Annotated in this window: 11 protein-coding genes; 5 read left to right on the top strand and 6 right to left on the bottom strand. The window is 44.1% G+C overall.

Going from position 1 to position 15,371, the window contains the following annotated elements; genetic code table 11:
- On the bottom strand, positions 1 to 3,066 hold a 3,066-nt coding region (locus ACKLNH_RS14145), incomplete at its 3' end, for an Ig-like domain-containing protein (RefSeq protein ID WP_413112913.1).
- A gap of 299 nt (positions 3,067 to 3,365) precedes the next feature.
- On the opposite strand from ACKLNH_RS14145, the gene ACKLNH_RS14140 reads away from it, so the two are divergent.
- Entirely contained in the window at positions 3,366 to 4,343 is a 978-nt protein-coding gene (locus ACKLNH_RS14140; RefSeq protein WP_413112912.1) for a glutathione S-transferase family protein, read from the top strand.
- A gap of 245 nt (positions 4,344 to 4,588) precedes the next feature.
- Here ACKLNH_RS14140 and ACKLNH_RS14135 read toward each other — a convergent pair whose 3' ends face one another.
- The 4 genes from ACKLNH_RS14135 to ACKLNH_RS14120 all read right to left on the bottom strand — a co-directional run bounded on the left by ACKLNH_RS14135 (position 4,589) and on the right by ACKLNH_RS14120 (position 9,851).
- Positions 4,589 to 4,921 (bottom strand): PBPRA1643 family SWIM/SEC-C metal-binding motif protein, encoded by a 333-nt coding sequence (locus ACKLNH_RS14135; protein ID WP_413112911.1) that lies wholly within the window; start codon positions 4,919 to 4,921, stop codon positions 4,589 to 4,591.
- A gap of 146 nt (positions 4,922 to 5,067) precedes the next feature.
- Positions 5,068 to 6,114, bottom strand: coding sequence for an efflux RND transporter periplasmic adaptor subunit (locus tag ACKLNH_RS14130; RefSeq protein ID WP_413112910.1), 1,047 nt, complete (start codon positions 6,112 to 6,114; stop codon positions 5,068 to 5,070).
- Positions 6,111 to 9,425: an efflux RND transporter permease subunit gene (locus tag ACKLNH_RS14125; RefSeq protein WP_413112909.1), complete on the bottom strand. Its 3,315-nt coding sequence runs from the start codon at positions 9,423 to 9,425 to the stop codon at positions 6,111 to 6,113. Before ACKLNH_RS14125 ends, ACKLNH_RS14130 begins: the two co-directional genes overlap by 4 nt.
- Positions 9,426 to 9,509: 84 nt before the next feature.
- Positions 9,510 to 9,851, bottom strand: coding sequence for an ArsR/SmtB family transcription factor (locus tag ACKLNH_RS14120; RefSeq protein WP_413112908.1), 342 nt, complete (start codon positions 9,849 to 9,851; stop codon positions 9,510 to 9,512).
- 131 nt (positions 9,852 to 9,982) lie between these two features.
- Here ACKLNH_RS14120 and ACKLNH_RS14115 point away from each other — a divergent pair, with 131 nt between their 5' ends.
- On the top strand, positions 9,983 to 10,168 hold the full coding sequence (locus ACKLNH_RS14115) for a YgaP family membrane protein (protein ID WP_413112907.1): 186 nt from the start codon (positions 9,983 to 9,985) through the stop codon (positions 10,166 to 10,168).
- A 121-nt stretch (positions 10,169 to 10,289) separates the two neighbouring features.
- Here ACKLNH_RS14115 and ACKLNH_RS14110 read toward each other — a convergent pair whose 3' ends face one another.
- Entirely contained in the window at positions 10,290 to 11,969 is a 1,680-nt protein-coding gene (locus ACKLNH_RS14110; RefSeq protein ID WP_413112906.1) for an AMP-binding protein, read from the bottom strand.
- A 424-nt stretch (positions 11,970 to 12,393) separates the two neighbouring features.
- Between ACKLNH_RS14110 and ACKLNH_RS14105 the strand changes: the two genes are divergently transcribed.
- The 3 genes from ACKLNH_RS14105 to ACKLNH_RS14095 are packed head-to-tail and all read left to right on the top strand — an operon-like array spanning position 12,394 to position 15,353.
- Positions 12,394 to 13,503, top strand: a complete 1,110-nt coding sequence (locus tag ACKLNH_RS14105; RefSeq protein ID WP_413112905.1) for a tetratricopeptide repeat protein — start codon at positions 12,394 to 12,396, stop codon at positions 13,501 to 13,503.
- Positions 13,504 to 13,518: 15 nt separating this feature from the next.
- Entirely contained in the window at positions 13,519 to 15,036 is a 1,518-nt protein-coding gene (locus ACKLNH_RS14100) for a 4Fe-4S dicluster domain-containing protein (protein ID WP_413112904.1), read from the top strand.
- The gene (locus tag ACKLNH_RS14095; protein WP_413112903.1) at positions 15,036 to 15,353 is read left to right on the top strand and encodes a hypothetical protein; all 318 of its coding nucleotides are present in this window, start codon (positions 15,036 to 15,038) and stop codon (positions 15,351 to 15,353) included. The genes ACKLNH_RS14100 and ACKLNH_RS14095 overlap by 1 nt, the downstream gene beginning before the upstream one ends.
- Positions 15,354 to 15,371 lie beyond the last annotated feature (18 nt).

Below are 15,371 nucleotides of genomic sequence, written 5' to 3'. Positions count from 1 at the left end.
AATTACTGCACTGCCGTCGGCTGCGGCGCTGCTTGACGTTAAGCCAAAGGTTGACTGGCTAAGATCAAGCGTGGCACTAAAGCTCGCTGCTTGTGCGCTGCCGATAGGTGTTCCGTCATAGGTGGCACTAATGCTGACATTGCCCGCAGTGGTAGAGGTAAAGCTGACACTGTAACTGCCGTTGCCATTATCACTGAGGGTACCAGCTGTTGCGGTGCCGCTTGCCAGCGCGATACTCACCTTACTGACATCACCGCTAAAGGCACTGCCAGCATAATCGTTAAGCTGTAGATTAGCGGTAATTACTGCACTGCCATCGGCTGCGGCGCTGCTTGACGTTAAGCCAAAGGTTGACTGGCTAAGATCAAGCGCGGCACTAAAACTCGCTGCTTGTGCGCTGCCGATAGGTGTTCCGTCATAGGTGGCACTAATGCTGACATTGCCCGCAGTGGTAGAGGTAAAGTTAACACTGTAACTGCCGTTGCCATTATCACTAAGGGTGCCAGCTGTTGCGGTGCCGCTTGCCAGCGCGATATTTACCTTACTGACATCACCGCTAAAGGCACTGCCCGCATAATCGTTAAGCTGTAGATTAGCGGTAATTACTGCACTGCCATCGGCTGCAGCAGAGGACTGTGACAGTGAGAATACAGAGTTGCTAAGATCAATGTCAGCCTGAAATTGGACATTAGCGCTATTTTCCAGGGGTGTATCGTCGACAAGCGCAATAACATTAACACTACCGCTCGTTTCTGAAGTCAATATCGCATTGTAGCTACCATCATCATTTGATGTGATAGACACAATATCTGCTCCATTACTTGGGTCAAAGTTTAATGTGAGAGTGCCAGTGTTACTGCTTCTATCATTACCGAACTCATCTTTTTCTTGAACGAGAATTGATATTTGAGAAGTGCCATCTGCTTTGGCTATTGATGGGCTAGCAGTGATGGTTGATTGTGCAAAATCGATAGGGTCGTCATTTAGACACCAGTCTTGATTTGAGTCGAGCGGGAGGTGGATATTCGCCACACTATCTTGACTGACAGTAAATTCTTGTCTGCCTGATCTCCAATAACGTCCATTAAAACGATTATAAGCATAGATATAGTAATTAATGCTCTCAACGACGGACTCTAACGTTGAAAGCCCTGAATCATCTGCAGAACCATAATGGTATTGACTGTAACCTGTGTCATATAACCAAAACCAGCTGCTTGCGGCAGGGCGTGATTTTAATACTTGTTGCTGATCGTCTAAACATACGAGTGAGAATTCAGCGGTTTGACTTACTGTGGGGCAGTTAGCTAAATTATGCAGTTGTAATTCTGTTAATTCGTCAGTCGCGATAAATTCCTTTGACGCTCGAATTGAATTGCCATAATAAAATAACGTATAAGTTCCACCTTCTATTAGGTTACTAAAAGTTAGACTATTAGATGACAGCTCTCCTCTGGAAACCCATGAATACCCCTCTCGTAAATAGTACCGCCCTCCGCTTACGTCAGATGTTAGCGTATCATCAATAGGACATACAGCAGAAAGTGACAGATTGAGATCAATGCGCGGTGGGTTATTTATACTTAATGTCGCTTTAATTGACTTGGTTTGATTGCTTGTGACACCAAAACAAAAATCTTCGAGAGTGACCCCTCCGTCAGTATTGGCATTATAAACTTGTCCATCTGCCTCAATGGAAGCGAGTATGCTATTACCACTACTATCAAGGAAGTCTACTGTACCTCCAAACGCAGGAACACGAGCAATATTTAGGTTGTTTAATGGCTCCCCCCAACCAGATGCGGTATAAGCCCAACCGCCACCGGTTTTAGAGAAGGCTAATCGTAGGCTTTGATTATTAGCTGTTCCCTGCGCATCTACGACATCGACATCAAGCCAGCAACGATCTTGTCCATACCAGTCGAGGTTATAGCGTGATAAATGACTGAGTTCGGTAGTGACGGTTAGGGTATTATCACTGCTTCCCGAGATTAGTGCTTCTCCTTCATATCGCCATCCCTGTTCATACTCGCTGTAGCCCCATAAAGGAATACTGATATCAGATTCTGATAAGGGTAAGCCAGTATTAGGGTTAGTTGTACTCTTCGGTACATTCATTGTTAATTCAGCGACACCTCCTTTAAAACCAGTTGCTTGATTACCCGCAGTATCACGAATCTCAATTACGACAAGGCCAGCACTAATAAAATAAAAGCCGTTACTTAAATCGGCGCCGTCAGGACCATCGCCAAGCAAAGAATCAATGTTCATCCCTCCAGGAAAGTTTAATAAAGGGCTATTGGCAGGAGCCGTTTCTCCTTTTGGGTCAGCAGATAGCAACATGGCTGAGATAGTGACCTCACCATCTGCCTCAAAAGGAAGACCATCAGGCCCCAATAGTTCAGTGCCAGAAGGTATATTCAAGGAAAATGATGCGCCATCTAATATCAATGCGGCTGGTGAACCGTCCATAAGCGGTGGGCTTGTTAATATGACATCACTACTTAGGGTATTGTTGCTTAGACTGATGCTCTGCTCCACGTAAAGGTGGGGGGTGTCTTGAGCGTTAGTTCTGGCCAGTAGTTGAATGGAATGCTGTTGTGTCGTTTCACTAGAGAGTAAGTCAATGGTAAGAGTTTGAAAGAAGTATGCGTTTGATTCTAAAGCGATGTTGAGTTCAGCCTTATGCGTAATACTTCGAATCATTTCATCTGCTGTGACAATTAAATGTAAAACTCCGACCGCAGGGACTTTAATATCACCTATTTGAACACTTTCATTTTCAGACCATTTAGCAACGCTTAGTTGGTTGATATCTTTTACTAAAATCTGAGTGTCGTCGTCTTGGCCTACTAAATTGAGATCTGCTGCGATATCAATTTCACTGAGATCACTACCATTAATAATATCTTCAACATAAATAATTAGTTCGATGTCTCTTGCTGGAATGGTTGTCTGTGACTCTTCTGAGTTACTGTTGCCAAAGCATCCAGATAAAACTACAACGAGAAAAATAGATATAAACTTGCTTATTGTTCTTAGAAGTAGGTGTTTGCGAAGTAGCATAATTAGCCCCCTTAATCGTAATGCTGTAAGCATAGACTCGAGCATGCAACGGGTTGCTTATTTTTTTGATGTAAATGGCAAAAGGTGAGCTTGATAACAAAATTATCCAAAATGGTAATAAGAATGAAGAGAAAAGTAGTGATAATCATCTAGATGTAACATAGGGTAGCTATTGCTTTTCGCTACGAGTTGTTGCTCAACATTGGTCTAAACTACTTTTAGATGCCCGTTGCTTATTGTGCGGCTGGTCATTAAAAGGCTAGGGTAAGGCAGAGTTGGTTAAGAATAGGAGCATAGAGATGGGGCTGTTAGTGGATGGAGAGTGGCACACTGACTGGTATGACACCAAATCGAGTGAAGGGCGATTTGAGCGTAAAGCATCAAGCTTTCGTCACTGGGTTACAAAAGATGGCAGCGCAGGGGCGTCTGGGAATGGGGGCTTTAAAGCAGAGCCTAATCGCTATCACCTCTATGTTTCACTAGCTTGTCCTTGGGCGCACCGTACGATCATTTATCGCAAGCTCAAGGGGCTAGAGAGCATGATATCGATGTCTGTTGTCAATGCAATTATGGGCGCCCAAGGTTGGAGTTTTGAGCCTGACGATGATGTAGTAGAAGACCCTATCTATTACGCATCGTTTTTACATCAAATCTATACGCATGCCGATCCTGATTACACAGGAAGAGTGACAGTCCCAGTGCTTTGGGATAAAAAAACGCAAACGATTGTGAATAATGAATCTGCTGAGATTATTCGCATGTTTAACTCGGCATTTGATGATGTTGGTGCCACTGCTGTGGATTTTTATCCGCATCACTTACAGCAAAAGATTGATGAGTTGAATGAGGTGATTTATTCCTCTATTAATAATGGTGTGTATCGTGCGGGTTTTGCAACAACACAAGCCGCTTATGATGAAGCAGTTATCGACTTGTTTGAGGCACTCAATTCACTTGAAATGCATTTGTCGCAGCGGCGCTTTTTGACTGGGAAGCATATTACAGAAGCGGATTGGCGTCTGTTTACCACATTAGTCCGCTTTGATGCGGTATATGTTGGCCACTTCAAATGTAATTTGAAACGGATTGTCGATTATCCTCATTTGTGGGGTTATCTACGCGATCTCTATCAACAGCCGGGTGTCGCCTCCACAGTCAATATGGCTAACATCAAGGCGCACTATTACGGCAGCCATGAAATGATTAACCCCACACGGGTGATACCGAAGGGCCCTGAGATTGATTTTTTAACATCTCATCACCGCGATAGGATGTAAACAGGTATCGTAGGGCAAAGTCAGTGACCAAGTGAAATATTAACTATATGCACGTCGACTTATTGTCCTTTGTTTCTCGTTTACGGATGATTTGTGTTTCCAAATTAGAAGCATGCCAATCTTTTTATGTTTGCCACAGTTGTTGTAACTGCACTTGTTGCAGCGTTAATGTGCTCAGAAGTAAAAAAGCCGCTTTATGAAATGACCTCGTAAAATTGGACACTTCATTAAGCGGCTTTTCAAGTTTATGCGCAGCACTTCTTATATTTTTTACCACTGCCGCAAGAGCATGGGTCGTTGCGGTTTGGGGTTTTCTCGAAGGTTACGGTTGATGGCTTGTTAAGTAACGTATCAAGCTCGACGGTGTACTCTTCTTTGTCTGCATCGATCTCGATGTTTGCAACAATAGCGTGCTGTGCCACCAATGCCTCAATGTCTGCTTTACGCGTTTCGCTGTTAACGACAACAGAAATTGGCGCTTCTTCGGTCCCCGCTTTTACTTCGCGGTTGACGTTATAGCCAGCAACCGCGTGACTTTGCATGACTTCTTTACGACCTTTGAAAAAAAATTTAGACATTGGAAACTCATTTAAACTGGAATGACAATTAGGAGGGCGATTATACGCATATCTTGGGATTGATAAAGCCGTGATATAAAATCAGCGAAATGACGGCGGGCCTACCATGTGTGGATTCACCCGCATTATATTGAAATCTGCCGTGGCTACGGCGTATTAAGCTGTTTTAACTGTACACTATCGCCACTCTCGAGCCCTTGGCGTACACGATATTCATCGCCAAGTTGAACCAGTCGGCGTTGTAAGCGGTTATCTTCAATGACATCCACATAATGTAATTGACCGATCATATGCACCGCCTGCTCCGGTACTCTTAGAACATACTCCTCACCTGTTTTTACTGTTGCCACACCATAGCTTCCGGGGTACACCGTTGCTGAACCTATCGTCAGTTTGACCACAAAGCTGCGAGAGGTTTTATCTGCCGATGGTTGGATTTGCTCTACTGTTGCATTTTCGTGATATCCAAATGTCGGTATAGAAATCTCTAAGGTATCGTTGAGTGAAATGCTCGATATGACGGATTCTGGGATATCGACTTGTAGCTGTAATGAGTTAGGGTTATACATGCTCAATAGTTGCGTGCCAATTGATGCGGTATCACCAACATTGACAGTTTTTGCCGTAATGAGACCATCAAATGGTGCTGTTATCACGCTGTACCCAAAGGTTGTTTGCGCTTCAGTAACAGAAGCTTGAGCTTGGCGAAAGTTGGAGTTAGCGGTTTTGAGTTGGCTTTCTGCTTTATCTAATTGTGATTGAGACAATAGTTTTTTCTCAACCAAAGTTTGCACACGTACGTGCTCTTTACGTGCTGCGTTTAATTGTGCTTGTGCCGCAGATACCGCTTGTTCGTTTTGAATAACGCGAGCATCAAGATCGGCACTTTCCAAACGTATAAGTACATCGCCGCGTAGAACTTTATCGCCGGGTTCAACCAATATTTCGGCAACACGTGCGATTATACGGGAAGAGAGTACCGCGCTTTGTTCCGCAACAACCGTCCCAGTATAGGTCGAGAGCACAGCTTCAAGCTGGCTTTCTAGTTTCACTTGCTGGTTTGAAGGCGAGAGCGCTGTTTTATTGTCGTATTGTTCAGGTAATTTGTCTGTAAAAATACCGGCCATGAACAAGAATAAAATCCCTAAGATGATAAATAGAAGGGGGCCTAGTAGTTTGTTTGATATGTTCATTCCTCTTCCTCTTGGTTAGGTAAACCATGGCCTGTCGTATTGGCGTAGGCTAAGTGGTAGACCACGGGAACAACGAGCAACGTAAATACCGTGGATGCAGTTATTCCGAAGATAATCGACCATGCTAAGCCATTAAATATCGGGTCGAGTGTAATAACGATATTACCCAGTAGGGTTGTTCCTGCTGTGAGCAATATAGGTCGCATGCGAACGGCGCCAGATTCTATTAACGCATCTTGTAGTGGTTTGCCATCACGCAGTGATTGATGAATGAACTCAATAAGCACCAGTGAGTTTCGAACAACAATGCCTGCCAGAGCAATCATTCCAATCATGGCGGTGGCAGTAAATAGGGCTGGATTGGGGTAGCCGTTGATGGGACTCGAAAATACGTTAAGCAGCCAAAACCCGGGCATTATGCCAATGACGGTGAGTGGTATGGCTAGCATAATGATCCCAGAAACAGCAGGTAATCCGGTTTGTATTAGCATGACAATAAACACGCCAAGTAGGGCTGCAGCATAGGCCAAGCCAAGGTCTCTAAACACATCGACGGTAATTTTCCACTCGCCTTCACCACTCCAAACGACGGAAATATCGTCATCTAATGTCCAACCATTGCCAGCGCCGTTGTTGAAGTAGGTGCGGTTTTTAACGGCAACATAAGGGCCTGTCTCGGCGTTGAGATCGGCGACAACATCGGCAATGACTTCACCAGGTACGCGCCCAACCGGCTCGGCGAAGACATAAACAACGGGTTTTAGGTTTTTGTGGTAGATCGGTTGATTAATAGGCTCTTCAACAAAGTGGCCGAGCTCAGACAGTTGAACTAGGGGTTGAGGAGCATCTTCGACAGCAGTATTGGTAACATATTTACTGATACCAGCCTGACCTCGAACGTATAAATTTTCCAGTTGGCTTAAGCTATCTCGATCCTCTTTTCGTAATCGAAGTTGTACATTGAGTGGGTTAATTTCATTTTCCGCATGCAGAACTGCTAAGTGACCGCCCATATTGGCTGCACGGATGGTCTTATTTATGTCATAGACAGAAACGCCGGATGTTGCGGCTTTTTCTTGGTCGATAATAAACCGCCAACGCGTCAATGGCCCTTGAATAGTAGTATCAACTTCAGTAACGCCAATTTCTTGTGTTAGACGCTGGGCAACAAGTGCAGCTTGCTGCTGTAAGCGCGAATAATCTGTGGTGTCTTTACCATACACTTCAGCCGTAATGGTGGCGATAACAGGTGGTCCCGGCGGAGTTTCAACCAGTTGTATCTCAGCGGAGTGCCGGCGAGCAATGTTTTCTAGGTCATCGCGAAGGCGAATAACGAGTTCGTGAGATTGTTGTTGCCGTTGGTGTTTGTCAGCAAGAACAACCCGTAACTCTCCTTGATAAGGCTCATTTCGCATAAAGTAGTGGCGAACCATGCCATTAAAGTCCATCGGCGATGCCACCCCCGCAAAACCAGAAACAGAGACAACATCTGGAACGCGTACCAAATAGGTAGACAGTTCTCTTAATACATTGGATGTGTCTGTGAACCCTGACTGCTCTGGCATGTTTAAAACAAGCTGAAACTCATTTTTATTGTCGAATGGCAACAGCTTCAACGGCACTAAGCGCAAGGCTGGAAGCAGTGCTGCAGCAACAAAAAGCGCAGCAACAACCACAAGAAACAGCCGACTGTTTTTTCTGCTGGTTAATAACGGAAGCAGTAAGCGTCGATAGCCTCGGTATAGCAGGGTTGATTTAATATCATAAACAGACGCGCTGTGCGCTTGGACAAGAATTTTCTTTGCCAGCCAAGGCGTAATGAAAAAGGCCACGAAAGTACTAAAAATAACACTGATGGGCACGTTGAATGCCAGCGGCGCCATATAGGGGCCCATCATGCCAGTAATAAAAAACATGGGCGTAAAAACAATCACAATAGCAACAGTAGACATCAAAAGTGCACTACGTATCTCTGCCATTGCTAATACAATCGCCTTGCCTCGCGCTAGGCCCTTTTGTTTTAAATAGCGCTCAATATTATCGATACTGGCAATAGGGTCATCGACGATTAAGCCTAATGCGAGTATCAATGCAAATAGTGTAACGCGGTTAATGGAGTAACCAAATAGAAAGTCCATTCCTAATGCCGCACCGTAACTGATAGGTATGGCGATACCAACCACCAGTGCGCTACGCCAATTAAGAAACAGGCCAACAAAAACAACCACAGTGAGAATAGAGATACCAAGACTGGCAACAAGGTTAGTGACTTTGTCGTCTGCAGTATGACCATAATCACGAATAATAGAGAGTTCTACACTGCTTGGCATTTGCTCAGCTTTAATTCGCTCGAGTTCTTGGACAACAGCGCGTGACACAGTGACGGCGTTAGCGCCTTTTTGCTTAGCGACAGAGATAAAAACCGCTGGACGTACCTCGCTAGGCTCACCATCTTCTCCCCCGGCTTGGAACCAGGTATCGGTAGTCGCTTCTTGTGGGCCATCAAGTATGTCGGCAATATCCCCCAGAAAGACAGGCTTACCATTAATAACGTTGACCACTACGCGTTCTAGCTCCTCTGCAGAATGAAAGAAGTGCCCACTTTCTAATACGAAGCGTGTATTATTGATATGCGCTGTGCCAGCTGACACTTTGTTATGCGAGAGGTTGAACGCATTGCGCAAGTCTTCAAATGTTGTCTTACGGCTTGCCATTGCGGCACTGTCCAAGGCAACTTCAACTAATCGATTTTGTCCGCCAATAACCGAGACGGCATTCGTGTGGTGTAGCGCGTTTAGGTTTTGGGTTGCTTGTTCGGCAATGCGTCGCAGACCGAAGTGATCGATGCTGTCTGGATCGGTTGAATACAGCGCGGCAACAACAATGGGCACATCATCAATCTCAATCGGTTTAACGGCCCAAGTGGTCACTGAGCTTGGAATGCGATCTTGGTTAGAATAAAGCTTATTGTAGAGCTTTACCAACGCAGCTTCGCGTTCTTCTCCAACATAAAAGCGAACAATGACATGTGCTTGATTCTCCATTGAGGATGAATATACATACTCAACACCATCAATTTGGCTTAACAGTTTTTCTAAGGGTTCGGTGACTTGTTTTTCAATCTGTTTGGCGGATAGCCCCGGTGCGTCAACAAATACATCGGCCATAGGCACGACAATTTGCGGATCTTCCTCTTTGGGAGTAAGCCATAGTGCAGCGCCTCCAAGTATCAACGTGATAATGATAATGATTGGAGGAAAAAAGCTGTTCATCACTGTTTGGACGATGCCTCCGTGCTGATTGTGTTTCATGTTATCCTCCAATAAGTACTGTTTAGCCATATTATTGCGTGTTGTAAAAAGGTGTTAGTGATAACCCGCACAGTTTTTAATGCATTAAAGTGAAGAAGGTGGCATATCGCAAAATACACGATGTAATGTATTTAACAGCAGCTTAATTCGCTCATCTGACAGTGAGTAGAACACTTGCTGTGACTCCTTTCTCACTGACACTAGCTGATGTTGCCGCAGCACTTTGAGCTGTTGGGAAAAAGCTGACTGACTCAGTTGCGAAGCTTGCCATAGCTCGGTAAATCCCCGCTCATTTTCAATGAGTTGGCAAAGGACCATCAATCTTTCTGGATGAGCCATTGATTTTAAGAACTCAGCTGCTTGCGTTGAATTGCTTCTCATCGCATCGATGTTCATTGAATCTATGTCTATTGGATCTATGTTCATCACAACCTCACGTCTCTGACAATAAGATGACTTAAAGTATCATTAGTTTTTGCTAATTTAGCAAGTAAAAAATTAGTAATTGCTAAATTCTTTGCTATAGTAGATGTAACAAACAAAGAGGGAGATAAAAGATGACGATTGATAATGGTGTTCGAGCTTTAGCGGGAACAATGGTGCTGTTGTCACTACTATTGAGCCATTTCTTGCACCCGAATTTTGTATGGCTAACCGTATTCGTTGGCGCTAATTTACTTCAAAGTGCATTTACAGGGATCTGTCCTGCGGTATATTTTTTGAAAAAACTGGGTTTAAAATAACGCTATGCGTTGTATTAAGACGACATTAATATCAAAAAGTCGGTGTTATTGAAGTTAGGGCGCTTTAAACGGTTGTTCAGTTAGGCGACCCAGTAACGTAGCCTAACTGAGCGATGTTAAATTAGCTGTCCGGTGCGTATTGTGCTTTTAGTTCACGTCGCAACACTTTGCCGACATTACTCTTAGGCAAACTATCGCAAAATGTGACGGCTTTCGGTACTTTATACCCCGTCAGGTGTTGTCGACAATGTTGCCTAATTTCTTCTTGCGTTAAGTCTTCCAAGCCAACGACAAATAGTGCCACTCTTTCACCCGCGACCTCATCATGAATACCAATTGCAGCGGCTTCGAGAATGCTGGGATGTAATAGAGCAACCGCTTCGATTTCAGAGGGATAAACATTAAAACCCGAAACGAGAATCATGTCTTTCTTACGGTCGCGAATGGTGAAGTATCCCTTCTCATCCATGCTACCAATATCCCCCGAGCTTAACCAGCCATCAGGGCTAAGGCATTCACGTGTTTCAAGCTCATTTTTCCAATAACCTTGCATGACTTGCGGGCCGCGAATTTGTATTTCACCTGTTTCTCCCGTTGCGACGGGATTACCCTTCTCGTCGACGATGCGCATTTGTGTGCTCGGTAAAGGAACGCCGATATTATCAACAAATGCCTGTTGTGTATTTAATCCGCCAGCAACAACTGGCGAGCACTCGGTCAGGCCATACCCTTCTATTACCGGCATATTGGTTACAGCCTGCCATTCGTCAGCGACACTTTTTTGTGTGGCCATGCCACCAGCAATGGTAAAGCGGCAATGCGAAAAGTCGGCATGCCTAAACCCTTCGTGTTTAAGTAGCCCAACAAAGAGCGTGTTTAGGCCAAACATCATGGTAAATGGGTAGCCTTTTAGATCTTTAGCGAAAGCATCTAGGTCACGAGGGTTAGTGATAAGCATGTTACACCCGCCCATGTACATAAATAGCATCATGCTGACGGTATTAGCAAAGATGTGATAGAGCGGCAGGGGGGTAACGGCACGCTCTTTTTCTTTTAGTGTGCGAGGCCCAAAGTGTGCAAACACCTGCAATACATTGGCGACAATGTTTCGATGGGATAACACTGCCCCTTTCGCGGTGCCAGTTGTGCCGCCAGTGTACTGCAAGAAAGCACTATCTTCAGCGCGAAGCTGTGGTCGTTGATAGTTAAGCTGTTTTCCTTCTGTCAGCACACGACGCATGGATATTGCGTTGGGCAGATGATAATTAGGCACCATCTTTTTAATGTGCTTGACCACAAAATTGACCACGGTTCGTTTATGAGGAGCCAGCTGGTCGCCAATATTGGTAAGAATAACATGTTGGACTTTTGTGTCGTTGATCACTTTTTGCAGTGTATTGCCAAAGTTGGTCACTGCGACAATGGCAGTTGCGCCGCTATCATGTAATTGATGTTGTAGTTCTCGAGCTGTGTAGAGAGGGTTTACATTGACAACGACCAGCCCTGCTTTTAAAGCACCGAAGAGGGCGATGGGATATTGGAGCAGATTTGGCATCATTAATGCGATGCGATCGCCTTTTTTCATTTTAAGTGTCTGCTGTAAGTAAGCAGCAAAGGCCGTCGCGTGGGTGTCTAGCTCGTTATAACTGAGTTTTTTACCCATATTGATGAAAGCAGTATAATTTGCGTATTTGGCACAGCTTTGCTCTAACAGGGCTAAAATTGAATCAAATTCATCAGCATTAATTTCAGCTGAAACATTACTTGGATAACTTTGTAGCCAAGGCATTGTATTCGTCATGATGATACATATTCCATTATTTCGTAATCACTGAAAAGCGTTGCAAGTGAGAAGGTTACTTTGTTTTTAATCTGTATAGCAATCACCGTATTAAATTATTGAGAGATAACTACATGGTAGTTTAAAGCAACTAGCATCATGATATTTAGTCATGACATGACTGAAGCTGGTTATTTCACATGCAATATGAATAACGATGGTATTATCAATTATCAATGTTATGTTTTTGTTTTTAATTTTGATTATGCGCATGCTTGGGTTGTTTCTTATTTGCAGTTGTTATCAATGCGGGATCACCAGTAATTGACTGTAATCAAATTTGCTGAAGAAGGGATAAAAAGTACCATTTTAGGGACGTTTCATACCTTTTGACCATTTTAACATTAAGTACGATGGTATTAACTAGAAGAAGATAGGTAACACAATGATCGATGGAAAATGGCTTGAGCTATATCAATACCTTCAACAGCAGACTGGTGGTTTTGAATACGATGGTGATGTCGAAGATAGTCTAGGAAGCAAATATAACTTTATTAAAAGTCAATTTAGTACTATCAACGACGAAGGCGATAACAATAAGAATGATTGGCTAGAGCATGAAGCCTTTACTGCTTTTTTTGCAGACGTTATTCGTAATGGCAGTTTGACTCTGACACAGATGGAGACGGTATTTAATATTCTGATGTCAGCGAAGTTGTGTCAGCTGGCATTGGCATTGATTAATTATTTTAAACCTGAACTTGCAGAAGACGAATACTACCTAAAAACGGGGTTAATCTATCAGCAGATAGGCGAGCATGATTACGCTAAGTCTATGTTTGAACAAGGAGTAGAGTCGAACTCCAGCAACGCCTTGTGTTTGAGTCACCTAGGCTTTAGTTATATCTATACAGGTAATAATTCTGCTGCGATCGATAAATTTAAACAGTTAGTTGAGCTTACGCCCGATGCTGCAGGCGCATATCAGAATCTTGCTGGTTGTTATTATCAAGAAAGTGAATTTGAATTAGCGGCAGAGAACTGTGAACAGGCATTTGCATTAGACAATTCGATTGTATCGACATACATAACTGCGATCAGTTCGTATTTGGCGCTAAAGAACACAGAAAAAGCAGAAGAATGGATTCAGTTGTCAATTGATAATGAAATGGAGTCAATGGAGCTGGTCCGTTTATGCGGTATTTCAGCGTTGCAGTGCCAGCGTTATGAAGAAGCGATTGAAGCATTTACCCACTATACCAGTGTCATACAAGATGCCTACGATGTGATTAATTTAAAGGTTAAGGCATGCGTTGCTGCTGAGCAGTGGGACGGATTAGAAAGTGATATTAACAGTTTGCTCGCGTTAGACCCTCATGAAAGCGAACTTTTAGAGGCGCTATTCTTAACATACTTTAATACTAAAAAGTGGAAAGAAGCGGAAGGCGTTATAACGGCGCTAAATAAAGTTTCACCTAAATATGGAACGGTTTATCGTCAGCAGATCAATGAAATTAGGCAGCACCATAGTATTGCAGTAAATGTAATAGACTAGTAGTTGGAGTTAAATGTGAAAAAAGAAAGTATAAACGAGGACGCCGTAAATCCGTCTCGTCGTAATTTTTTAAAGATGGGAGGTGTCGCTGCTGCGGCAGCGACTGTTGGTGCATCGGCTGGTGCAGGATTTGTATTGGGTAGAGATCCAGATGCGAATGTCGGTTGGGGTCGTACGGAAGCAGGTAAAGATATGTTCTTTAACCGCGAACCATTCCGTGTTGAAACCGCGCCAACATTAGAAGTGGCAGGAAAGCTGGAACGCCCAGAGTGGAATGACTTCTTGTTCCACCGCACTCGGGCCTTATCTGCATTGATGAAAAAAGGCTGGGTACCAACAACAGACTGGAGAGATATCCCAGATGAGCGTATTCGTGAGTACTACTCTCGCTACCCAGAGCGTTGGGATGACATGTTGCAGTCGTTTAGTGAAAAAGCTAAGCACGAGCAAAATATTGAGCGTCATCGCGATCAATTTGCATTAGGTTGGGCGCATTCAGCTGCGTTTATGCGTGGGTCTTCAAGTAACTTTCCACCAAAACCAAAAGGTCACCCGGATGAGGTCGATTTTCAATGGGTAAAAAGGGATAGACAAGCGTTTAAATCGCCAGCGCACGCCTCAGATTTGATCAAAAAAATGGCGTTTAAGTTTGGGATGAGTATTGTAGGCATTACCAAACTCGATCCAAATTTTGTCTTCAAAAATACCATGCGCGGCATGCCAGAATGGGATGACTCAATCCCTAAACACTGGAAGAACGTTATTATCTTCGGTACGCCGATGAACTGGGACCCAATGTATGCTGCGATTGGTTATTCCACCTCGTATGATGGCTATTTTAGAGCTAAAAACGCATCGGGTCTGATGGCGGCATATTTGGGAGAGTTAGGTTATGCCGCTCGTCCACAGTGGCCAGGTTCGGATTACGAAATTATCGTCCCACCATTGGCAATTCAAGCTGGTATGGGTGAAGCATCTCGAAATGGTATTTTATTAACGCCGGAGCTAGGACCAAATATTCGCTTGGCGGCAGTGATCACGGATTTGGATCTAGAAGCGGATAAGCCAATCGATATTAAAGTTCAGCACTTCTGTGAAGAGTGTAAAATTTGTGCTGATTCTTGCCCGAGTGGATCAATTAGCTATGCAGATAAGCCAGACGACGTAGTGCGTGGTTACCGCAAGTTTGCCTTCAACCAAGACAGCTGTTGGACACTATGGCGTCAAGGGCCAACCGAAACAGCCATGGGTTGTCGTGTCTGTATAGCGGTGTGTCCTTATACGCGGAAAAATAACTGGATTCATGCTCTAGTGAAGGAAGCCGATCCACGCGACCCAACGGGTCTTACGCGTAAAACACTGCTCGCGATGCAGCATAACTTTTTCTATTACCCTGATGCAGACGCCTACCATGGTGACTGGAATGGTGGACGTTTTGCCGGTTATCACCAGCCACCAGAGTGGTTACGTAGTGAGAACTACTTGAAGGTGACACAGACTTGGGAATATGACGGAAACTGGGAGGGCTTTTAATGTTTCCACAATCAACAATACTTGATCCTCTTTTTTGGATGGCGCTAGGTGCGCTGCAGGTTCTGGTTTTCGCCGGTGCAAACCAATGGGCTAAAGAGTACCGTCTAGGTATGAATGCTTGGAAATGGTGCTTAGTTGGTGGCTGGTGGTTTTCTCTAATGTTAACCATTGCTGGTGCATTCACATTATTGGGTGAGAATGAAGGTATGGCAGGGTGGTATTTCCTTGGCTTTGTTGGCACTCTGTTGATTATCGCTGGTGCGATATTATTACGGGTACTGATTGCGATTAAACCCAAGGACTTAGGTGTACAGTAAATAAGGAAATCCCCCGTA

It is taken from the genome of Thaumasiovibrio clandestinus (assembly GCF_047250365.1).
In the GTDB taxonomy this organism is placed as follows: domain Bacteria; phylum Pseudomonadota; class Gammaproteobacteria; order Enterobacterales; family Vibrionaceae; genus Thaumasiovibrio.
This window is presented reverse-complemented; position numbering and strand designations above follow the sequence as displayed.